The organism is Streptomyces sp. NPDC032472 (assembly GCF_040636955.1).
Lineage (GTDB): Bacteria > Actinomycetota > Actinomycetes > Streptomycetales > Streptomycetaceae > Streptomyces.
Window position 1 is genome coordinate 82,187 of record NZ_JBEZVK010000001.1, and the last position, 20,323, is coordinate 102,509.

At 72.9% G+C, this 20,323-nt stretch carries 19 protein-coding genes, 1 pseudogene and 1 riboswitch; of the genes and pseudogenes, 10 read left to right on the forward strand and 10 right to left on the reverse strand.

The genetic code is table 11. The annotated features are described in order from the left end of the window. The first annotated feature begins 60 nt into the window (after positions 1-60). Positions 61-546 carry an adenylyltransferase/cytidyltransferase family protein gene (locus AB0F11_RS00315; RefSeq protein WP_362166530.1) on the forward strand — a complete coding sequence of 162 codons (486 nt, stop codon included), beginning with the start codon at positions 61-63 and terminating at the stop codon, positions 544-546. Here the strand turns inward: AB0F11_RS00315 and AB0F11_RS00320 are convergent. Together AB0F11_RS00320 and AB0F11_RS00325 are read right to left on the reverse strand one after the other, a co-directional pair. Next, positions 527-1,249 carry a CDP-alcohol phosphatidyltransferase family protein gene (locus AB0F11_RS00320; protein WP_362166532.1) on the reverse strand — a complete coding sequence of 241 codons (723 nt, stop codon included), beginning with the start codon at positions 1,247-1,249 and terminating at the stop codon, positions 527-529. The genes AB0F11_RS00315 and AB0F11_RS00320 overlap by 20 nt on opposite strands. A gap of 64 nt (positions 1,250-1,313) precedes the next feature. After that, positions 1,314-2,513, reverse strand: coding sequence for an MFS transporter (locus tag AB0F11_RS00325; protein WP_362166535.1), 1,200 nt, complete (start codon positions 2,511-2,513; stop codon positions 1,314-1,316). A 71-nt stretch (positions 2,514-2,584) separates the two neighbouring features. Here AB0F11_RS00325 and AB0F11_RS00330 point away from each other — a divergent pair, with 71 nt between their 5' ends. Further along, positions 2,585-3,088 carry a MarR family transcriptional regulator gene (locus AB0F11_RS00330; protein WP_362166537.1) on the forward strand — a complete coding sequence of 168 codons (504 nt, stop codon included), beginning with the start codon at positions 2,585-2,587 and terminating at the stop codon, positions 3,086-3,088. 72 nt (positions 3,089-3,160) lie between these two features. On the opposite strand, the gene glgX is transcribed toward AB0F11_RS00330, so the two are convergent. Further along, positions 3,161-5,545 carry a glycogen debranching protein GlgX gene (gene glgX / locus AB0F11_RS00335; protein ID WP_362166539.1) on the reverse strand — a complete coding sequence of 795 codons (2,385 nt, stop codon included), beginning with the start codon at positions 5,543-5,545 and terminating at the stop codon, positions 3,161-3,163. Positions 5,546-5,750: 205 nt separating this feature from the next. On the opposite strand from glgX, the gene AB0F11_RS00340 reads away from it, so the two are divergent. The 7 genes from AB0F11_RS00340 (at position 5,751) to AB0F11_RS00370 (ending at position 14,031) form a co-directional block, all read left to right on the forward strand. After that, a complete protein-coding gene (locus AB0F11_RS00340; protein ID WP_362166541.1) occupies positions 5,751-6,947 on the forward strand; it encodes an Ig-like domain-containing protein in 1,197 nt (398 codons plus the stop codon). Positions 6,948-7,122: 175 nt separating this feature from the next. Beyond that, positions 7,123-8,637: a SpaA isopeptide-forming pilin-related protein gene (locus AB0F11_RS00345; RefSeq protein WP_362166543.1), complete on the forward strand. Its 1,515-nt coding sequence runs from the start codon at positions 7,123-7,125 to the stop codon at positions 8,635-8,637. A 172-nt stretch (positions 8,638-8,809) separates the two neighbouring features. Beyond that, entirely contained in the window at positions 8,810-10,036 is a 1,227-nt protein-coding gene (locus tag AB0F11_RS00350) for an Ig-like domain-containing protein (RefSeq protein ID WP_362166778.1), read from the forward strand. Between the two features lie 109 nt (positions 10,037-10,145). Next, positions 10,146-10,913, forward strand: a complete 768-nt coding sequence (locus tag AB0F11_RS00355) for an enoyl-CoA hydratase-related protein (RefSeq protein ID WP_362166545.1) — start codon at positions 10,146-10,148, stop codon at positions 10,911-10,913. Positions 10,914-11,057: 144 nt separating this feature from the next. Beyond that, positions 11,058-11,666: an ATP-binding protein gene (locus AB0F11_RS00360; protein ID WP_362166547.1), complete on the forward strand. Its 609-nt coding sequence runs from the start codon at positions 11,058-11,060 to the stop codon at positions 11,664-11,666. A gap of 374 nt (positions 11,667-12,040) precedes the next feature. Next, on the forward strand, positions 12,041-12,835 hold the full coding sequence (locus tag AB0F11_RS00365) for a polysaccharide deacetylase family protein (protein WP_362166549.1): 795 nt from the start codon (positions 12,041-12,043) through the stop codon (positions 12,833-12,835). Further along, positions 12,832-14,031 carry a hypothetical protein gene (locus AB0F11_RS00370; protein ID WP_362166551.1) on the forward strand — a complete coding sequence of 400 codons (1,200 nt, stop codon included), beginning with the start codon at positions 12,832-12,834 and terminating at the stop codon, positions 14,029-14,031. Before AB0F11_RS00365 ends, AB0F11_RS00370 begins: the two co-directional genes overlap by 4 nt. Positions 14,032-14,260: 229 nt before the next feature. Here AB0F11_RS00370 and AB0F11_RS00375 read toward each other — a convergent pair. Together AB0F11_RS00375 and AB0F11_RS00380 are read right to left on the reverse strand one after the other, a co-directional pair. Next, positions 14,261-15,235: pseudogene (locus tag AB0F11_RS00375) on the reverse strand (cytochrome P450); the annotation flags it as partial. Then, the gene (locus AB0F11_RS00380; RefSeq protein WP_362166554.1) at positions 15,216-15,998 is read right to left on the reverse strand and encodes a tRNA-dependent cyclodipeptide synthase; all 783 of its coding nucleotides are present in this window, start codon (positions 15,996-15,998) and stop codon (positions 15,216-15,218) included. The gene AB0F11_RS00380 and the pseudogene AB0F11_RS00375, both read right to left, overlap by 20 nt. Positions 15,999-16,253: 255 nt before the next feature. Here AB0F11_RS00380 and AB0F11_RS00385 point away from each other — a divergent pair, with 255 nt between their 5' ends. Continuing rightward, positions 16,254-16,466 (forward strand): EF-hand domain-containing protein, encoded by a 213-nt coding sequence (locus AB0F11_RS00385; protein ID WP_361907957.1) that lies wholly within the window; start codon positions 16,254-16,256, stop codon positions 16,464-16,466. Between the two features lie 118 nt (positions 16,467-16,584). Here AB0F11_RS00385 and AB0F11_RS00390 read toward each other — a convergent pair whose 3' ends face one another. The 5 genes from AB0F11_RS00390 to AB0F11_RS00410 form a co-directional block, all read right to left on the reverse strand. Next, on the reverse strand, positions 16,585-17,160 hold the full coding sequence (locus tag AB0F11_RS00390; protein ID WP_362166556.1) for a PadR family transcriptional regulator: 576 nt from the start codon (positions 17,158-17,160) through the stop codon (positions 16,585-16,587). An 86-nt stretch (positions 17,161-17,246) separates the two neighbouring features. Beyond that, positions 17,247-18,059 carry an ATP-binding cassette domain-containing protein gene (locus tag AB0F11_RS00395; protein ID WP_362166781.1) on the reverse strand — a complete coding sequence of 271 codons (813 nt, stop codon included), beginning with the start codon at positions 18,057-18,059 and terminating at the stop codon, positions 17,247-17,249. 5 nt (positions 18,060-18,064) lie between these two features. After that, complete coding sequence (gene cbiQ, locus AB0F11_RS00400) at positions 18,065-18,814, reverse strand: cobalt ECF transporter T component CbiQ (protein WP_362166558.1); 750 nt, start codon at positions 18,812-18,814, stop codon at positions 18,065-18,067. Positions 18,815-18,817: 3 nt separating this feature from the next. Further along, complete coding sequence (locus tag AB0F11_RS00405) at positions 18,818-19,183, reverse strand: energy-coupling factor ABC transporter substrate-binding protein (protein WP_362166560.1); 366 nt, start codon at positions 19,181-19,183, stop codon at positions 18,818-18,820. Positions 19,184-19,188: 5 nt separating this feature from the next. After that, positions 19,189-19,884, reverse strand: coding sequence for an energy-coupling factor ABC transporter permease (locus tag AB0F11_RS00410; RefSeq protein WP_362166563.1), 696 nt, complete (start codon positions 19,882-19,884; stop codon positions 19,189-19,191). A gap of 27 nt (positions 19,885-19,911) precedes the next feature. Next, positions 19,912-20,131: riboswitch (cobalamin riboswitch) on the reverse strand. Positions 20,132-20,323: the final 192 nt, after the last annotated feature.

Consider the following 20,323-nt stretch of genomic DNA (forward strand, 5'->3'; position numbering starts at 1 on the left):
TGCTAATCCACCACACCGGGGGGTGTGGTTGCTGGGGGGTAACACATGACGGAGCGGGACTTGACCGAGCTCGCCGCGCGGCCGCGCAGACCGTACCGGGTGGGCTATGCGCCCGGCGCCTACGACCTGTTCCACATCGGACACCTCAACATCCTTCGGCACGCCCGCAGCCAGTGCGACTACCTGGTGGCCGGAGTCGTCTCCGACGAGATGGCCGAACTCGCCAAGGAGCGCCGCCCGATGATCCCGCTCGTCGAGCGGCTGGAGATCGTCCGCAGCGTGAAGTACGTCGACGCCGCGTTCGTCGAGACGGTCCCCGACAAGGTGGAGACCTGGAAGCAGGTCCGCTTCGACGTCATCTTCAAGGGCGACGACTGGCGGGGCACCGCCAAGGGCGACAAGCTGGAGCGGGACTTCGCCGCCGTCGGCGTCGACGTCGTCTACTTCCCGTACACCGTGCACACCTCCAGCACCCAGCTGCGCCGGGCGCTGGACGCACTGGCCGCGCCGCCCGCGGAGCAGCCGCTCACCGCGGAACGGCGCTGAGCTCCCGGAACCACTTCACGAGGAACGCCACCAGGAACAGCGCGGCGACCGCCCCCAGGCCCGCGTACGCCCAGCGGAACAGCCCGCCGCCGCCCAGCAGCAGGAACACCAGGCAGAACACCCCGTAGTCCACGGGCAGCAGCGCCACCGCGCGCAGCGTCGACGGAGCGGCGGCCGGGCTCCCCGGAGCGGGCCTGGGCTTGAGCTTCTCGGTCAGCAACCCTCCGAAGAAGGTGACGACCGCGGCGAACTGGAAGCCCAGCGGCACCAGCAGCCAGCCGTCCGAGCCCGTCCCGTACGCCTCGGGGAAGCGGTGGAAGGCGATCAGCACGCAGGTGTGCAGGGCGGTCAGCTTCGCGCAGTCCACGACGTGGTCGAGCCACTCGCCGGCCGCACTGCCGCCCCCGCGCAGCCGCGCCAGCTGCCCGTCGGCGGAGTCGAAGGCGAAGCCGACGGCGAGCGCGGCCCACACCGCGGCCCCCAGCCCCCAGGAGGGCGCGGCGAGGGCCACGGCGGCCACGGCGGCGAAGCTGAAGAGGGCGCTGACCAGCGTCACCTGGTTCGGCGTCAGCCCGAGCCCGTACGAGCCGGCCGCCAGGTACCGCCCGGCGGGCCGGTTGACGTAGCGCGAGTAGAGCGAGACCCCCTTCGCCGACTTCTGCGCCCCGCGCAGCTCCCGCAGCGCGACTCCGACACTCGCCATGCGTACCCCTGATCCGTACGAGGGCACACGTGCACGGGTGATGCACGTGTGTACGAAGGCCACATCATTGCAGGACGGGGACGGGCTCCCGTTTCGCTTGCCGGCGGACGTCCGGAAGCAGCAGCACCCCGAGGTTGGCGGCGGCGCTGAGGACGGCCGCGACCAGCAGCGGCGCCGCGGTCCCGGTCGCCGCGGCGAGCGGCGCGGCCACCGCGAGCCCGAGCGGGCGGGCGGCGAAGGAGATGAGGGTGTCGAAGGAGCCGACCCGGCCGAGCGCCTCCAGCGGGATCCGGCGCTGCATCTCGGTCTCCCACAGCGGGCTGAGCACCCCGAGGCCGAACATCGCGGCGAAGTACGCGGCCGCCGTCACCCCCACCGGCAGCCGCAGGGCGAACGCGGCGAGCGGCAGGGCCTGCGCCGCAGCCCCGACGGCCACGCCGTGCAGCGGGCGGCGGATCGGCAGCCGGCCGGCCGCCCACACCCCGGCCAGCAGACCGGCCGTGCCCACCTGGGCGATGACCACCCAGGAGGTCGCCCCGCCCAGGCTCTCGACGGCGATCAGCGGCCCGAGGGTCAGTAGCAGCCCGGCCGCCAGGTGCCAGACCCCGTGGGCGAGCACGTTGGCCAGGAACCAGGGGTGCCGCCGGGCCTCGGCCCAGCCCTCGCGCAGTTCGGCGCCGAAGCCGGCCCGGATGCGGCCGCCGGGCGCTGGCGCGGTGCGCAGCCCGCCCAGGGTGAGCGCGGAGCCGGCGAACAGCGCGGCGGTGAGCAGGGAGGACCAGCCGGCCCCGAGGGCCAGCATCATCGCGCCCGCGGCGGCCGGTCCCGCGATCTGGGCGAGGCCGCCCGCCACCCCGAGCCGGGCGTTGACCTTCAGCCGGTCCGGCGCGGGGACGACGGCGGCGACGAGGGTGCGGGCCGAGGGGTTGCCGAAGGCGACGCCGGCCCCGGTGACCGCGGCCAGCGCCGCGAGCGCACCGATGTGCACCGGGCCGGCCAGCAGCAGGAGCCCGGTCGCGGCCTGCGCGGCCGCGCGCACCAGGTCGGCGGCGAGCACGACCCGCCGGGCGGGGAAGCGGTCGGCGGCGACGCCGGCGACGGGGAGCAGGAGCAGCATCGGCAGCAGCTCGCTCGCGAGCACGATGCCCAGGTCGCCGGCGGAGCCGGTGCCGACGACGGCCAGGGTGAGGGTGGTGGGGATGAGGGCGGAGGCGAGCGCGGCGAAGGTGCGGCCGACGAGCAGCCGCCGGATCGGCGAGGTCATGCCAGCGAGAGTATTTCGCCAGCGAATCATTCGTCAACGAAATATCTGGTGCGGGGTGCGATACTTCCCGCATGGACGCAGTGGACCCCGAGGACTCGGTCGACCGGCACATCGCCCGCTGGAGCGGCAAGGTGCCCTTCGACGTGCCCACCGAGCAGGTCATCACCCGGATCCAGCTGCTGGCCAAGCACGTCAAGTACGGCAAGGAGCGGGCCCTGGCCGAGACCGGGCTCCAGGAGTTCGAGTTCGAGACCATGCACCGCCTCGCCTCCCGAGGCACGCCCTGGCGGGCCCCCTCGGCCGAACTCGCCGCCGAACTGCTGCTCTCCCCGGCCGGCATGACCGGCCGCCTCGACACCCTGGAGAAGTCCGGGCTGATCCGCCGGGTGCGCGCGGCGGGGGACCGCCGCCGGGTCGACGTCGAGCTCACCGAAGAGGGCCACAAGCGGTGGATCGAGGCCATGCGCTGGCGCGGCATAGCCGAGGCGGAGATGATCGAGCCCCTCGACGACACCGAACGCGCCGCCCTGTCCGCCCTGCTGAAGCGGATGCTGCTGCACGTGGAACAGGCGTAGCGGCCCCGCCCGCCCGATCCGCCCGCCCGCCCGCTCGATCCGCCCGCCCGCGGCGGCCACGGCCCGGCCCCCTCAGCCCGCCACCCGCAGCAGCAGCACCGACCGCGCCGGCACCGTCACCGTCTCCCCGCCGCGGTACCGGGTCCCCGGCGCCGCGGCCTGGTCCTCCCGGGCGGTGTCCAGCACCAGTTCGTACTCCGCCGCCCACGGCGGCCCCGGCAGCACCCACGCCAGCGGCCGGTCCCCGGCGTGCAGCAGCGCGAGGAAGCTGTCGTCGGTCACCTGACGCCCCTGCTCGTCGCGGCCCGGGATGTCCCGCCCCGAGAGGTACATCCCCAGCGCGGCGGCCGGCGCGTACCAGTCCCGCTCCGTCATCTCCGTGCCCGCCGGGGTGAACCAGGCCAGGTCCCGCAGCCCGTCGGCGCCCTGCGGCCGCCCCGAGAAGAACGCCCGCCGGCGCAGCACCGGATGCTCCTGGCGCAGCGCCACCAGCCGCGCGGTCAGCGTGCACAGCTCCCGCCACGCCGGATCGCCCAGCAGCGACCAGTCCACCCAACCCGTCTCGTTGTCCTGGCAGTACGCGTTGTTGTTGCCCCCTTGCGTCCGCCCGAACTCGTCGCCCGCCACCAGCATCGGCACCCCGGTCGACAGCAGCAGCGTCGTCAGCAGGTTCCGCAGCTGCCGCCGCCGCAGCGCCCCGATCCGGGCGTCGTCCGTCTCGCCCTCGGCCCCGCAGTTCCACGACCGGTTGTCGTTCGTCCCGTCCCGGCCCGCCTCCCCGTTGGCCTCGTTGTGCTTGCGCTCGTAGCTCACCAGGTCCCGCAGCGTGAAGCCGTCGTGGGCGGTCACGAAGTTCACCGAGGCGTACGGCCGCCGCCCACCCCACGCGTACAGGTCGCTCGACCCCGACAGCCGGTACCCCAGGTCCCGTACGTCGGGCAGCGCGCCCCGCCAGAAGTCCCGCACGGCATCCCGGTAGCGGTCGTTCCACTCCGTCCACAGCGGGGGGAAGGCCCCCACCTGGTAGCCGCCCGAGCCCACGTCCCACGGCTCGGCGATCAGCTTCACCCGCCGCAGCACCGGGTCCTGCGCGATCACCGCCAGGAACGGCGAGAGCATGTCCACGTCGTGCATCGACCGGGCCAGCGCCGCCGCCAGGTCGAAGCGGAAGCCGTCGACCCCCATCTCGGTCACCCAGTACCGCAGCGAGTCGGTGATCAGCCGCAGCACGTGCGGCCGCCCCGCGTGCAGGGTGTTCCCGCAGCCCGTGTAGTCGGCGTAGCGCCGCTGGTCGGACTGGAGCCGGTAGTAGCCCCGGTTGTCGGTCCCGCGCAGCGACAGCGTCGGGCCCAGCTCGCCCGCCTCCGCCGTGTGGTTGTAGACCACGTCGAGGATGACCTCGATCCCGGCCGCGTGCAGGGCCCGCACCATCCGCTTGAACTCGCCGACCTGCTGCCCGGCCGTACCGGACGAGGAGTACCCCGCGTGCGGGGCGAAGTAGCCGATCGAGTTGTAGCCCCAGTAGTTGCGCAGGCCCCGGCGCAGCAGGTGGTCCTCGTGCGCGAACTGGTGCACCGGCAGCAGCTCGACCGCCGTCACCCCCAGCCGGACCAGGTGCTCGACGGCCGCCGGATGGGCCAGGCCCGCGTACGTCCCGCGCAGCTCCTCGGGCACCCCCGGGTGGCGCATCGTGAACCCGCGCACGTGCAGCTCGTAGATGACCGAGTCCGCCCACGGCGTCTTCGGCCGGACGTCGTCCGCCCAGTCGTCGTCATCGTGGACCACGACCCCCTTCGGCACGAACGGGGCCGAGTCGCGGTCGTCGCGCACGGTGTCCGCGATGTACTGCTGCGGCCAGTCGCGGACGTGTCCGTACACCTCGGGGGGCAGCGAGAACTCACCGTCGACGGCCCGCGCGTACGGGTCCAGCAGCAGCTTCGCCGGATTGAACCGGGCCCCCGTCCAGGGGTCCCAGCGGCCGTGCACCCGGAACCCGTACCGCTGCCCGGGCCGCACACCGGGCAGGAAGCCGTGCCAGATCTCGTGCGTGAGCTCGGTCAGCGCGCAGCGGGTCTCCGCGCCGTCGGCGTCGAACAGGCACACCTCCACCGCCTCCGCGCCCTGCGCCCACAGCGCGAAGTTGGTGCCGGCCGTGCCGTCCGGACCGGTGCGAAACCGGGCTCCCAGCGGGTGCGAGGACCCCGGCCACACCGGGGGCCCCGCCGCTGCCCGCGCCGCCCGCAGGGCCGGCTCCGGACCCGGCGCCACCGCCGTCGCCGGCGGGGCCGCGGGCCCGGGATCGGCCGCCGGCGCGGGTACGTGCGCCGGCGCGGGGACAGGGGCGCCCTGCACCCCGATGCGCCCGCCCGGCGCCGCGTCCGCGGCCCGCGCCGCTCCGGCCTCCACTGCCCCCATGGCGGTGGCATCCACCGCCTCGTACTCGGCTGCGCTCGACACTGCCCGCCTCCACGGCTCACGGGTACCGGCGGGGGCAGGGGTGTGCGGCCCCGGGCGTCCCGGCCCGGGCCCGCCCCCGTCTGGTCCTTCCCACTGTTCTGCCCGGACAGTTCCGCCCGGAACGTGGGCCGTACCGACGTTTCCCCCGGGGAGCCCGGTCGTTGGACGGTTCGTGACACTTCTGACGAGGCGGGCAGGGGCGGGCTTGGCCGCCGTGGCGGCATGGGCGGCCCTGCTGGGCGGGCTGGCCGGGTGCACCGACGACGGCCGTCCCCCGGTCGAGATCGAGCTGCCCGGCAAACCGAAGGCGCCCGAGGACGCCATCCGGATCACCCCCGACGACAACGCCAGGGGGGTGCCGGCCGAGGGCCCGCTGACCGTCCGGGTCCCCGAGGGCCGCCTGGAGCGGGTCGTCGTCACCAAGGTCGAGGACGCCCAGGAGGAACGCGTCCCCGGCTCCATCGCCCCCGACGGCCTCAGCTGGAGCCCCGACCCGGAGGCCGGCAGGCTCGCGCTCGCCGCCAAGTACACCGTGGACGCGGTCGCCCTCGACGGCCACAACCGCCGCCAGGCCCGGCACACCAGCTTCACCACCTATGTGCCCGCGGAACGGTTCATCGGCTACTTCAAGCCCGAGAACCGCTCCACCGTCGGCACCGGAATGATCGTCTCCTTCAACTTCAGCCGGTCCATCGCGAACAAGGCCGACGTCGAACGGGCCATCACCGTCACCGCCGACCCCGCCGTCGACATCGTCGGCCACTGGTTCGGCCGCGAGCGCCTCGACTTCCGGCCCAAGCAGTACTGGGAGCCCGGCACCGAGGTCACCGTGCGGGTGAACCTGCGCGACGTACAGGGCGCGCCCGGCTCGTACGGCATCCAGGACAAGACGATCAAGTTCACCGTCGGCCGCTCCCAGGTCTCCACCGTGGACGCGGCCGCGCACACCATGGAGGTCCGCCGCGACGGCCGGCTCGTCCAGACCCTCCCGATCAGCGCCGGCGCACCGAAGAACACCACCTACAACGGGAAGATGGTGGTGATGGAGATGTTCGACGTCACCCGGATGAACGGCCAGACGGTCGGCTTCGGCGGCGAGTACGACATCCCGGACGTCCCGCACGCCATGCGCCTGACCACCTCCGGGACCTTCCTGCACGGGAACTACTGGGCCAGCCCCGACACCTTCGGCTCCACCAACACCAGCCACGGCTGCGTGGGCCTGCGCGACGACAAGGGCGGCGGCTCGGACACCCCCGCCGGCTGGTTCTTCGACCGGACCCTGGTCGGGGACGTGGTGGAGGTCGTCAACTCGCAGGACAAGACGGTCGCCCCGAACAACGGGCTGGGCGGCTGGAACATGTCCTGGGCCGACTGGGTCGCGGGCTCCGCCATCAGCTGACCGCACGGACTGCACGGACCGCACGGACTGCACGGGACCAGGGGCCACACCACCCGGGTGATCGTCCTACCGGAATTCCGCGGGCCTGGAGTGTCGTCCGTCCGCCGCGCCGCCGCCGGCGCTGGGCTGGCCCCAGCCCAGCGGCGCACGCGCGCCAGGACACGGACGGAGCGTCATGTCAGCAAGGAAATGGCCCCTCGGACTCGCGGTCACCGTCGCCCATCGCCGCCCTGGCCGCCGGGGCCCCGGCGGCCTCCACGGCCCTCGCGGCCGTCCCCGGCGGGGCCGGGACCGGACCCGCGCAGGTCCGGTCCGCGCCGGACGCGGGCTCCCCGGCGCCGGGCGTCCGTGCACCGGGCGTACGGCGGGCCCCGCTGCCGGGCGGCCTCGGTCCGTGCGTCCCGGGCCGCTGCCCCGACCCCTTCCCGCCGATCGGCAGCGACGGGACCGCCCGCGGCCGGGACAACGCCGTCAACGTCTTCGTCGGCGGCGACTTCCGCGTCCGCGAGCGCGCCTCCGAGGCCGAGGGCCGCGTCGTCGTCCTTGCGACTTCGACCAGGACAAGGCGGCCGGCTTCGACAGCCGCTACAACGTCGGCGTCGTCGGCGCCGGCTCCCTCGTCCCCCCGCCCGCCGGGGCGGACTTCCTCACCACCGGCGGCAGCGTCACCGTCGCCGAAGGCGAGCGCCTGATGGCCGACACCGGCGTCGTGCGCCACGCGGGCCGACTCACCGGCACGGTCAGCGGCACCCTGGTCCACGACACCGGCGCGACCGCCCCGTACGCGGGCCTGCGCGACCGCCTCACCGACGCCAGCCGCTGCTACGCCCGCCCCGGGGGCCGGCTCCGCCCCGCCACCGGAACCGTCGTCAACAGCGGCTTCGAGACCCTCTTCACCGGCGACAACACCTCCCGCCTCCAGGTCTTCAACGTCGACGCCGACCAGAACGGCCGGCCGCTGGGCGGAGCCCGCTTCGAGCTGTGGCGGGAGACCAACCGCGTCCCGGGCCTGCAGACCACCGGCACCGACCCCAACCCCGACGACCAGCTCCCGCCCGTGTGCGTGACCGGCCCCGACGGCGTGTGCGAGCGGACCGTCCCGGTCGGCACCTACTACTGGCGCGAGACAGAGGCCCCCGACGGCTACGTGCTGCCCGGACGGGCCGTGGCCACGCTGGTCCTGACGGAGCAGAACGCCGGGCGGGGCGTCACGGCGGTGCTGGACAACGACCGGCAGGGGCACGCGGGCGAGCTGGAGGTCCTGAAGAAGGACGCCAAGACGAAGCAGCCGCTGCGCGGTGCGGTGTTCGAAGTGTGGAAGGAGACCAACGGAACCGAGGGCCTGCAGCCGCGGGGAGAGGACTCCGACCTCCTCGTCCGGCCGGGCTGCGCCACGGACGACTGGGGCCGCTGCACCTTCGCGCACCTGGAGAACGGCACGTACTACCTGCGGGAGACGGACGTCCCCGAGGGCTACGTGCTGCCGGCGAACCCCGTGACGGGGCCGCTGGTCCTCGGCGACGACACCCCGGGCCACCGGATCGTCGTGAGGCTCGACAACAAGCGCGAGCACCACAAGGACAAGGACAAGGACAAGGAGAAGGACAAGGACAAGGAGCACGGGAAGGACGACCACGGCAAGGACGACCGCGCCAAGGACGACCGCCCTGACGGCGTCCCGCACGTCTGACCCACCCCCAGGGCCCGCGCGCAGCGGGCCCGTCGTCCGTACCGTCCGGGGCGCGACTTGGGACGGAACGGTGACATGACCGTTTCTCTTCGTGATGCCTCCATGTGATTTCCTGTCGGCAAGCGCGCGACTGTCCGCGCGCGGGGGACATGGGGAGAAGAGAAGAGTGAACCTGCAGCCGATACGCGGCCGCGTCCGCCGCACCGGCCTGCCGGCCCTCCTGCTGGGGGCGGCCCTGCTGTTCACCAGCGCGTGCAGCGGCGGCGGAACCAACGGCGGCGGAGGCGGCGGCAGCAACGGCGGCGCCGGCGGGGCGGCCAAGCCCGGCAACGAGGCGTCGAAGGCCGTCGTCAACGTCAAGCCGGACGACGGGTCCAAGGAAGTCGCGACCAGCGGCGTCCTGAAGATAACCAGCACCGGCGGCAAGCTCACCACGGTGACCGTCGCCGACACCAAGGGCAACGCCGTCGAAGGCAAGATCGCCGCGGACGGTGCGAGCTGGGAGCCGGCGCGCAACCTGGCCTCCGCCACCGAGTACAAGGTGCACGCGGTCGCCAAGGACGAGGCCGGCCGGGAGTCCGCCAAGGACACCACCTTCACCACCCTCACCCCGACGAACACCTTCGTCGGCCACTACATGCCCGAGGACGGCGAGACCGTCGGCGTGGGCATGCCGGTGTCGTTCAACTTCACCCGCGGCATCACCAACACCGAGGCCGTGGAGAAGGCCATCACGGTGACGGCCGAGCCGTCCGTGCCGATCGAGGGCCACTGGTTCGGCAACGACCGCCTCGACTTCCGCCCGGAGAAGTACTGGGCCGCGGGCACCAAGGTCACGGTCAAGATCGCGCTCGACGGCGTCGAGGGCCGGCCCGGCGTCTACGGCAAGCAGACCCGTACGGTCACCTTCACCATCGGCCGCTCGCAGGTCTCCACGGTCGACGCGAGCGAGCACACCATGCAGGTCGTCCGCGACGGCCAGGTCATCAAGAACCTCCCCATCACCGCGGGCGCCCCGTCGACGACCACGTACAACGGGCAGATGGTCATCAGCGAGAAGTACAAGGTGACCCGGATGAACGGCGCCACCGTCGGCTTCGGCGGCGAGTACGACATCTCGGACGTTCCGCACGCGATGCGCCTGTCGAACTCGGGCACCTTCGTCCACGGCAACTACTGGGCCTCCTCCGGCACGTTCGGCTCGGAGAACGTCAGCCACGGCTGCGTCGGCCTGAAGGACGTCCGCGGCGCCGGCGACGGCAACCAGCCCGCCGCCTGGTTCTTCAACGAGTCGCTCATCGGTGACGTCGTCGTCGTGAAGAACTCCAAGGACAAGCAGATCGCCCCGGACAACGGCCTCAACGGCTGGAACATGGACTGGGCGGAGTGGATCAAGTAGTCCTCCCCGCCGCCGCGCCCTAGCGGCGCCGAGCGCGGACCCGGGTGGCCCGGTGCTGTGACCCACAGCACCGGGCCACTTCGTGTTAACCGGCGCTAACCTTCCCCGTATGACCCTCTCTCTCGAAGTCTCCGAAGGCGTCGGCACCCTCCGCCTGGACCGGCCGCCCATGAACGCCCTGGACATCGCCACCCAGGACCGGCTGCGCGAGCTCGCGGCGGAGGCCACCGACCGGGCCGACGTTCGCGCCGTGATCCTCTACGGCGGCGAGAAGGTGTTCGCGGCGGGCGCGGACATCAAGGAGATGCAGACGATGGACCACGCGGCGATGGTCGCCCGGTCCCGTGCGCTGCAGGACGCCTTCACCGCCGTGGCCCGCATCCCCAAGCCGGTCGTCGCCGCCGTCACCGGCTACGCCCTCGGCGGCGGCTGCGAGCTGGCGCTGTGCGCCGACTACCGCATCGCCGCCGACGACGCCAAGCTCGGCCAGCCCGAGATCCTGCTCGGCCTCATCCCCGGCGCGGGCGGCACCCAGCGCCTGTCCCGCCTGATCGGCCCCTCCAAGGCCAAGGACCTCATCTTCACCGGGCGCATGGTCAAGGCCGACGAGGCGCTCACCCTCGGCCTCGTGGACCGCGTGGTGCCCGCCGCCGAGGTGTACGAGCAGGCCCGCGCCTGGGCCGCGAAGCTCGCCCAGGGTCCGGCCATCGCGCTGCGCGCCGCGAAGGAGTGCGTGGACGCCGGGCTGGAGGCGGACATCGACACCGGTCTGACCATCGAACGCAACTGGTTCGCGGGCCTGTTCGCCACCGAGGACCGCGAGCGCGGGATGCGCAGCTTCGTCGAGGAGGGGCCGGGCAAGGCCAAGTTCCTCTAGGCCGGATCGAGAACTCGTCGGTCCTCCCTGGGAGTGGATTAGCCAGGCCTTAAGGCAGGGTTAAGGGAGTCCGTTGATCCACTCGTCGTGATCGTCGGTGCGCTGTGTGTCACCGCAGATCAGAGTGGTTGTGCGGGCTGCCGGATGCCCAACGCATATGACAGGGCACCCCCTTGGAGCCGCGTGCTGCGGGGGGTGTTTTCCTGCGGAACGGCCCGGACGGGCGTGTCGGCCGTCCATGATGGGTTCATGGCGGGCCTGGAGGGTGTGGAACAGCCGCGGCAGCGCAGCAGCGCTTCCGCTGTGCGGCCGATGGCGGCGGTGGAGGACGAACAGGGCCTCAAGGCGCTGGACCTGTACGGCAATCCGGCCGAGGCGGAAGTGACGCTGCCGTCCATGCCGGAGTCGGCGAGCACCGCCCGCCGGCTCGCCCAGTACGTGGTCATCCGCTTCTGGGGGTTCTCGCCGCAGGTCTCCGAGCACACCGTCCTGCTGGTCTCGGAGCTCGTCGGCAACGCCGTCCGGCACACCGGCGCCCGCTCCTTCGGCTTACGGATGCTGCGCCGGCGCGGCTGGATCCGCGTCGAGGTGCGCGACCCCTCGCGCGGGCTGCCCTGCCTGATGCCGGTCCACGAGCTGGACACCACCGGCCGCGGGCTCTTCCTCGTGGACAAGCTCTCCGACCGCTGGGGTGCCGACCTGCTGCCGCGCGGCAAGATCACGTGGTTCGAGATGAGGGTGGCCGACCGCTGATACGCCTGAAGCCCCCGGGTCGCCGTGGTGGGGCGGGTGGGGGCTTCATGGGTGCGCCGAGGATCGAAGGGGGTGTGATCCTCGGCGTGGCGACTTCGCTCGGGTCAATGGGGAAGCCGTGGTTCCGACTATGGCAGACGGGGGACCGAATGCCAAAAGTCCCAACTCGGACATAAGTGTGTAAATCCTAAGAGTTTCTACCTAAATCCTAGGTGAGGTCGGCCACTCACCTCGTAATCCATGAATAACAATGCGCCGATCTGCGTGATTCGTTGATCGGATAGCGGACGGTCCTCCGAACGGGTCCACTTCGGTGAACGCCCCGAATTGGGTCAATCGTTATTTTTCAGGTCATCCGCCCCTTAAATGGGCGCGTGCCCTGCTCTCCGGACCGCCGAACAGCCCTCCGCGCCGGCGCGGCCGCCGCCGTCGGCGCCCTCGCCACCGCCTGTGGGGCGGGTCCGGGCGACCCGGCCCCCGCCCGCTCCGCGGCCCCCGCCGGGCAGGCCGCCGGGCACGCCCCCGCCGAGTCCGGCCGCGCCCCGGCCCCGCGCCGCTTCCCCGGCCAGCCCGACGAGATCGCGCACGGCCCCCGCGACCGCCCCCGCGTCGCCCTCACCTTCCACGGCAACGGGGACCCCGCCACCGCCCGGGCCGTCCTCGCCGAGGCCGAACGCGCCGGCGCTCGGGTCACCGTACTGGCCATCGGCAGCTGGCTCGACGCCCACCCGGAGCTCGCCCGCCGGGTCCTCGACGGCGGCCACGAACTCGGCAACCACACCCAGCGCCACCTCGCGGTCAACGCGCTGCCCGAGGCGGAGGCCTACGCCGAGATCACCGGCTGCGCCGAGCGCCTCAAGCGGCTCACCGGCTCCATCGGCACCTGGTTCCGCCCCTCGCAGGCCCAGTACGCCACCGCGCTCGTCAAGAAGCTGGCCCGGCGGGCGGGCTACCCGCACGTCCTGTCGTACGACGTGGACTCCCTCGACTTCACCTCGCCCGGCGCCGCGGCCGTCATCCGCACGGTCACCGGGACGATCCGCAGCGGATCGGTGGTGAGCCTGCACTTCGGCTACGCGGACACGGTCGACGCGATGCCGCCCCTCCTCGAAGAACTCGCGCGCCGCAACCTGCGCGCGGTGACCACCACGGAGCTGCTGACCCCATGACCACCACCCGCCTTCCCCGGAAGGCCACCGTGCTGCTGGCCGGTCTGGTCCTCGCCGCCCTGGCCGGCTGCGGATCCGCGAGCAAGGGCCCCGCCGAGGCGCTCGGCTCCAAGGCGCCGGCCGACCCGCCCAAGCCGCCCGTCAAGGCGGTCCCGGTGGCGCCGCCCGGCCTGGCCGGGATGCCGCCGCTCCTCGACCCGAAGGACGTGTACGCGGCCGACCGGCCGAACCGGCTCTCCCCGGTGGTCAAGGACTTCCCCTCGCGCGTGTACGTGCCGAACACCGCCTCCAACACGGTGTCGGTGATCGACCCGAAGACGTACAAGGTGATCGACACCATCCCGGTCGGCATCCAGCCGCAGCACGTGGTCCCGTCCTGGGACATGAAGACGCTGTGGGTCAACAACAACCGCGGCCACACCCTCACGCCCATCGACCCCGCCACCGGCGAGGCCGGCGAGCCCGTCGAGGTGCACGACCCGTACAACCTGTACTTCACGCCGAACGGCAAGTACGCGGTCGTCATGGCCTCGATGGACAAGGAGCTCGTCTTCCGCGACGCGCACACGATGGACCGGGTCAAGTCGCTGCCCGTCAAGTGCCTCGGCGTCAACCACGCCGACTTCTCCGCGGACGGCCGCTACTTCATCGTCTCGTGCGAGTTCTCCGGCGAACTCCTCAAGGTCGACACCGAGAAGATGGCGGTCATCGCCAAGCAGAAGCTGCCCTTCGAGGGGGCCATGCCGCAGGACGTCAAGATCTCCCCGGACGGCAGGACCTTCTACGTCGCGGACATGATGGCGCACGGCATGTGGGTGTTCAGCGGAGACGCGTTCGACACGCCCAGGCTGCTGCCCACCGGAAAGGGCTGCCACGGCCTGTACATCAGCCGCGACTCCCGCGAGATGTACATCTCCAACCGCGGCGAGGGCACCATCTCGGTCTTCGACTTCCGGCAGAACAGGCTCACCAAGAAATGGGACCTCCCCAACGGCGGCAGCCCCGACATGGGCGGCGTCTCCGCCGACGGCAAGGTCCTGTGGCTCTCGGGCCGCTACAACTCCGAGGTGTACGCCATCGACACCGCCACCGGCCGGCAGCTGGCCCGCATCCCGGTGGGCAGCGGCCCGCACGGCCTGGCCGTCTACCCGCAGCCCGGCCGGTACTCGCTCGGCCACACCGGCATTTTCCGTTAGCCGGCAGCCGGTCGGGTGAGGACCGGCGGTCGGCCTGCAGCCGGCCGGCAGCGGCGCCCCGGGAGCTCGCACGACCCCCGGGGCGCCGCCGCCTCCTCACCAGGCGACCGGGAGACGCTCCGGCAGCCGCTTGATGAAGCCCGTACGCCAGGTGCGGCTGGGGGCTCTCGCGCTCCAGGTCCAGCCGGCCCGGGTCGGCGAAGGCCTCCGGGTCGAAGTTGGCCCCCTCCAGCAGGACCAGCACGAGCTCGCCCTCCCGGACGAGCCCGTCCCCGACCCGGACGTCGGCCAGCGCGATGCGCGGCAGGCCGTCGCCCACGGACGGGTTCCAGCGCAGCAGCTCCTCGACCGCCTTCCCCATGCGCTCGGGATGCCGGCGCAGGTGGCCGATGAGCTCCGGCCGCTGGAGCAGCGCCAGCACCGCGAGGACCAGGAACGCCGAGGTGGACACCGCGCCCGCCCCGAACAGGGACACCGCGACCGTCGCGAACATCTCGTCGGTCAGGTGCGCCGACTCCGGGTCGGCCTCCCTCAGCCCCGCGAACGTGCCGAGCAGCCCCGTACGCTGCTCGGCGGGCAGCGCGAGCTGCTCCCGCAGCCGGTCGGCGAAGTAGCCGATGTCCTTGTACCAGTTGAGCGCAGAGTCGGCGAACGGCTCGCGTGCGGTCATGAACGCGACGTCCAGCCCCGACATCAGGCGCCGCCGGTCCTCGAACGGCACCCCCAGCACCCGGCAGTGCAGCGCCGCCGAGAAGGGGTCGGCGAACCCCGCCCGGAGGTCTGCGGGCCCGCCCTCGGCCACGAGGGCGTCCACGAGGCCGTGCGCGGCGGCGTGCAGCGCGTCCCGGAGCCCGGGTCGGCGCGGGTTCAGCGCCTTCATCACCGCGCTGCGCAGGCCGGCGCTGTTGATGTTGCCCATGTTGTTGACGAGTTCGGGCGGGATCGTCAGCGCGTACTGGCGCGGCACGCCGGGCCGGGCCGTGTCCTTGAGGCTGAACCGCTCGTCCTCCAGGACCTGCTTGGCCAGCGCGTAGCTGCTCACCAGCCAGGCCGGGTCCCCGGTGAGCGTGCGGACCCGCGCGACCGGCGCCTTCTCCCGCAGCCACGCGCACTCCTCGGGCAGCACGTCGCCGCGGCGCGACAGCGGGAAGTCGAGCAGGGGCTCGGCCCGGTCCCGGCCGGCCTCATGCTGCTCGACGCTCATCGACGCCCCTCTCGGCCTCGGTCCCGGTCTCGCGCCCGGTTCGGGTGCGGGTCCTGTTTCCGGTCCCGGGCTCCGGCTCGGGCCGTACGACGGCGTACGCCTGGTTGCGGGTGGCGCGCAGGCCCCCGCCGCGCCCGAAGAGGACGTCGGTCATCGGCATCCGGACGTGGTAGGCCGCCACGGACGACGGCACGTCGAGAATGCTCGGGGTGTCCACGAAGAACGGGAGTTCGGCCGCCAGGTAGTCGAAACACACCTGCAACTGCTCTGCCGTGAAGGATTCACCCTCCGGCAACTTCGGGCCGATAAAGTGCAGGGCCATCTCCTCGCAGCCCTTGCGGAATTCCGGGCCGGTCTCCAGGAAATGGAGCACGCGCCGGTGCAGTAGTTGGTAGACGGGGTTCGACTGGAAGTCGGAAAGGGCCCGCACGCGGATCCGGGCAGGCGGGTGCCCGGATTCCTCGACGCCCTTGACGATCCGGCGCCGGACCGCCTTGATCTCTTTCGCGGCGCGCCGGGCCGCGTGCTCCGGGCTGTGTCCGAAGGCGGCGAACATGCGGTCCACGTGGAGGTCGGCGTAGACGAAGTCGATCTGCGCGAATCGGGGAGCCGCCCACCGGGCGAGACTGCGGATGCGCTCGGAGCTGAAGTAGCTGTTTCCGGGACTCACCCCGATGAGCACATGGTCGCCGTCTTCCCAGACATGTCGGCAGGTGCGGGTGAAGGGCAGAACTTCGAATGATGCGTCAGTTGTGATCGTCACCTGTGTGATCGCCCTTTATGCCACTTGTCCCTGGGAGCCCTGCGCTCCTGGTGTGGCGGCGATGCCGGTACGTTATGCCGTGACCCCGGAACGCGACAAGTCCAGTTCCGATTTCTTGGGCGGAATTATGTGTTCCGCATTCTGGAGGGGTAATTGAATTTCTTTCTGCCGTCCGAACGGGCCCCGGGGACGGGGCGGCGCCCCACTGGCGCTACCCTGAGCCGGTCAACGAGCACCAAGAAGGGGTGGATCCCAGTGGCGGACATCGAGAGCGCGCGGACGACGTTCGGCCGGTTCGACGTGGACGGCGACGGCTTCGTCACGGCCGACGAGTTCCGGCAGGCCATGGCGGAGATGGGCGACCCGTTCGTCACCGGCCCGGTCGCGGACGCCGTCATCGCCGCCAAGGACACGAACGGCGACGGCCTGATGAGCTTCGACGAGTTCTGGGCCTCCCTGAACAAGTAAGCCCCGTGCGACGCCCCCGTTCCGCCCCTGCCGGGGCGGGACGGGGGCGTCGGCCTGCCCGCGTCGGCCTGCCCGGCCTCGGCCCGGCCGCGTCAGCCCCGTACGTCAGCCCCGTACGTCAGCCCGTCGCGGCGAGCCGGTCCGGCTCCGGGCCGGGCTCCGTCATGTCCTCGACCTCGGCGAGGGCCTCCTCCAGCCATCGCAGCCAGAACGTCTCCAGGCCGGTCCCGCCGTGCAGCACGAGCCGGCGCAGCCTGTCCTCGTCGGAGTCCCGCTCCGGCGGGAAGTCCTTGGCCTCGATGGCCTCGTACACCGCCAGCTGCCTGCGGTGCAGCTCCAGGTGGCGCCGCAGCTCCGCGGCCAGCCCCTGCGGCCCCACGACGGCCGCCGCCCGGATCCGCAGCAGCAACGGATCCCGGATCGCCTTCGGGTCCTGGCTCTCGCCGACCCACCGGGCGAGCTCCGCGCCGCCGGCCGGCAGCACCTCGTACTCCTTCTTCTGCCCCCGTACGGGCACCTCGCCGGGCAGCGCCCGGATCAGCCCGGCCTCCTCCAGCCGGCCGAGCTCCCGGTAGATCTGCTGGTGCGTCGCGGACCAGAAGTATCCGATCGACCTGTCGAACCGCCGGGTCAGCTCCAGCCCCGACGAGGGCTTCTCGAGCAGGGCGGTGAGGATGGCGTGGGGCAGCGACATGCCGTCATCCTAGGGAGCCCCGGGACGGGGGCCGCGGGCACCGGCGCCGGGGCACCAGTCCCGACGCCGCCGGCCCGGGCCGCCCGTCAGTGCCAGGAGGCCAGTGCCTCCGGGGTCTTCGGCCCCGGCGCCTGCGCCCCCAGCAGGTCCCGGGCCCGCAGCAGCGCCGTCACTGCCGGGGCCCACGCCTGGCGCAGGCCCGCCCCCGCCAGGAGCTCCGGGTCCGCCAGCAGCCGCGGCGCCGGGCCGAAGCGGATCCCGGACGGGGTCAGCACCGCCGCGTCATCGGCCCAGCGCACGGCCAGGTCGACGTCGTGCGTGGCCATGACCACCGTCGTCCCGCGCGAGCGGAGCCCGGCCAGGGTGTCCAGCAGCCGTTCCTGGCCCTCGGGGTCGAGGCCGGCCGTCGGCTCGTCCAGGATCAGCACCCGCGGGGCCATCGCCACCGCGCCCGCGATCGCCGCGCGCTTGCGCTGCCCGTACGAGAGCAGGTGCGTCGGGCGGTCCCGCAGCGCCGTGATGTCGAGCGCCGCCAGTGCCGAGTCCACCCGGGCCCGCACCTCGTCCACGGGCAGGCCCAGGTTCATCGGGCCGAAGGACACGTCCTGCTCGACGGAGGCGGCGAACAGCTGGTCGTCCGGGTCCTGGACGACCAGCTGGACCGCGGTGCGCAGCCTGGTCAGGCCCGCCCGGTCGTACGAGACCGGGCTGCCGTCGAGGCGCAGCTCGCCCGAGGCGGGCCGCAGGCCGCCGCTGAGCAGCCGCATCAGCGTGGTCTTGCCGCTGCCGTTGCGGCCCAGCAGGACCAGCGCCCGCCCCTCGGCGATGGCGAAGTCCACACCGCTCAGCACCGCGGGGCCGTCCTCGTACGCGTAGCCGGCGCCGGCCAGTTCCACCATCGGGTTCACAGGTACAAGCCCTTCAGGGTGAGAGTCAGCGCGACCAGGCCGGCCAGCAGGGCCGCCGAGGCCGCGAGGAAGCGCCACGACAGCGCCGCCTCGGGGACGAGGACCCGCAGCGTGCCGTCGTAGCCGCGCCCGGCCAGGCCCGACTGGAGCCGCGCCGCGCGGTCGAAGGCCCGGACGAAGGAGGTCGCGGCGAGCCCGGCGAGGGACCGCCACACCGCCGCCCGGCCCGTGTGCCCCAGGCGGGCCGCCTGGGCGCGCTTGACCCGGTCGAGGGAGTCCAGCAGCAGGAACCCGATCCGGTACATGACCAGGGCCACGTCCACCACGGGCGCGGGGACGCCGGCCCTGGCCAGCCGGGGCAGCACGTCCGAGACGGGGGTGGTGAACGCGAACAGCAGCACGCCGAGCGAGGCCGCCGACGTACGCAGCAGCAGCTCGGCGGCGTGCCGGGGGCCGTCCGGGGCCAGCGAGACGGGTCCCGCCGCCCCGCCCACCGCGAACAGCAGCGGCACCGCCCCGGTGAAGCAGAAGCCGAGCGGGATCCGGAAGGCCCGCCACAGCTGCCGCCCGGCGACCCCGGCCGGACCGAGCAGCACGGCGAGGGTTGCGGCGGCCACCAGGGGGCCGCCGGGCCAGGGCGGCAGGCACACGGCGGTGACCGTCAGGCCGAGCCCCAGCAGGGCCTTCTCCAGCGGGTGGCGGCCGCGCCAGCGACTGCTGTGCGCGGCCACGTCGATCGGCAGCACCGCCTACGACTCCGAGGCCGCGGGGGTGGCTGCGGCATCGGCCGGGGCGGCGGTGGCGGCGGCCGCCGCGGCGGCCGCGCCCTGGCGGCGGCCCTTGCGGACGCCGAAGTAGTACGCGAGCACCCCCGCGCCCAGCGCCGCCTGCAGGGCGAACAGCGCCGACTCCACCTCGGCCGAGGGCGGTTCGTACAGCGGCGAGAACCACGGCTCGTAGTCCGGCTTGAGTTCGGTGATGGCCGCCTCGGCCTGGTTGTCGGCGCCCGCGAACGGCTCCTCCTTCCCCTCGCCGAGCCCCAGCGCGATCGGCAGCACGGCGAGGGCCGCCACCAGGAGCAGCAGCAGTCCGTTGATCTTCGCGTTCCGGCTCATGCCCGTCACACCGTCGCCTTCTGCTCGCTGCGGCCCGCGGTGAGCCTGGCGACGCCCAGCCGGACCAGGTCGGACTTGCTGGACTGCATCAGCAGCCGCATCACCAGGACGGTGAGCAGGCCCTCGCTCACGGCCAGCGGGATCTGCGTGACCGCGAAGATGCCGCCGAACTTGCCGAGCGCGCCGAGGAAGCCGGTGCCCGGGTCCGGGAAGGCCAGCGCCAGCTGCACCGAGGTCACGCAGTAGGTGACCAGGTCGGCGAAGAACGCGCCCAGGAACACCGACACCATCAGCGGGGCGTCGAAGCGCCGCAGCAGCGCGTAGATCCCGTAGCCCGCCCAGGGTCCGGCGATCGCCATGGAGAAGACGTTCGCGCCGAGGGTCGTCAGCCCGCCGTGCGCCAGCAGCAGCGCCTGGAAGAGCAGGGTGATCGTGCCGAGCACCGCCATGATCGGCGGCCGGAACAGGATCGCACCGAGCCCGGTCCCCGTGGGGTGGGAACAACTGCCCGTCACCGAGGGGATCTTCAGGGCGGACAGGACGAAGGTGAACGCTCCGGATGCGCCGAGCAGCAGCGTGCTCTCCGGGTTGGCCTTCACCTCGCGGGTGAGCGCCCGCACGCCGTGGACGACGAAGGGAGCGGACGCGGCGCCCCAGGCGACCGCGTGCCAGGGGGGCAGGAAGCCCTCGGCTATATGCATGAGTGGGAGACCTCTCCAGCACCTCGTGGATGGACAACGCGCCCCGGCCGGTCTCCTGGCTCACGGGTGCTGATGCCCTGGCTCCGCCTTCCCGGGCGATGCGGATCCCCCCGCGCCGCCCAGTGGCTTCCCGCAGGAGTAGAGCCGGACTTCCCGTTCACAGTGGCGAGGGCCGCACCGGTCTTGCACCGGTTTCCCGTACACCAAGGCCCGCTGACCCTATTCGGCCGCATGGACCCGAAACAACCCGGCTTCCGGCCTCCGGCAGCCGCCGCCCGTTCCGCTTGCGGCCGCCGGGCCGCGCCGCGGTGCCCGCGGCGCACGCGAACCGGTGCCCGGGCCACGGAAGTTCCCCGCCTCGGCGCACGACCGGCGCACGTCCCGGCGCCCTTCCGCTCCCGCACCCCGACGGGCCGAGAGGCCCGTACGGCCGCGCCCC

Bases quoted from the DNA above. Each gene is read 5' to 3' on its own strand.
- AB0F11_RS00320 (WP_362166532.1), bottom strand. From the start codon at position 1,249: ATGGCGAGTGTCGGAGTCGCGCTGCGGGAGCTGCGCGGGGCGCAGAAG.
- AB0F11_RS00325 (WP_362166535.1), bottom strand. From the start codon at position 2,513: ATGACCTCGCCGATCCGGCGGCTGCTCGTCGGCCGCACCTTCGCCGCG.
- AB0F11_RS00330 (WP_362166537.1), top strand. From the start codon at position 2,585: ATGGACGCAGTGGACCCCGAGGACTCGGTCGACCGGCACATCGCCCGC.
- AB0F11_RS00345 (WP_362166543.1), top strand. From the start codon at position 7,123: ATGTCAGCAAGGAAATGGCCCCTCGGACTCGCGGTCACCGTCGCCCAT.
- AB0F11_RS00355 (WP_362166545.1), top strand. From the start codon at position 10,146: ATGACCCTCTCTCTCGAAGTCTCCGAAGGCGTCGGCACCCTCCGCCTG.
- AB0F11_RS00360 (WP_362166547.1), top strand. From the start codon at position 11,058: ATGCCCAACGCATATGACAGGGCACCCCCTTGGAGCCGCGTGCTGCGG.
- AB0F11_RS00370 (WP_362166551.1), top strand. From the start codon at position 12,832: ATGACCACCACCCGCCTTCCCCGGAAGGCCACCGTGCTGCTGGCCGGT.
- AB0F11_RS00390 (WP_362166556.1), bottom strand. From the start codon at position 17,160: ATGTCGCTGCCCCACGCCATCCTCACCGCCCTGCTCGAGAAGCCCTCG.
- AB0F11_RS00395 (WP_362166781.1), bottom strand. From the start codon at position 18,059: ATGGTGGAACTGGCCGGCGCCGGCTACGCGTACGAGGACGGCCCCGCG.
- AB0F11_RS00405 (WP_362166560.1), bottom strand. From the start codon at position 19,183: ATGAGCCGGAACGCGAAGATCAACGGACTGCTGCTGCTCCTGGTGGCG.
- AB0F11_RS00410 (WP_362166563.1), bottom strand. From the start codon at position 19,884: ATGCATATAGCCGAGGGCTTCCTGCCCCCCTGGCACGCGGTCGCCTGG.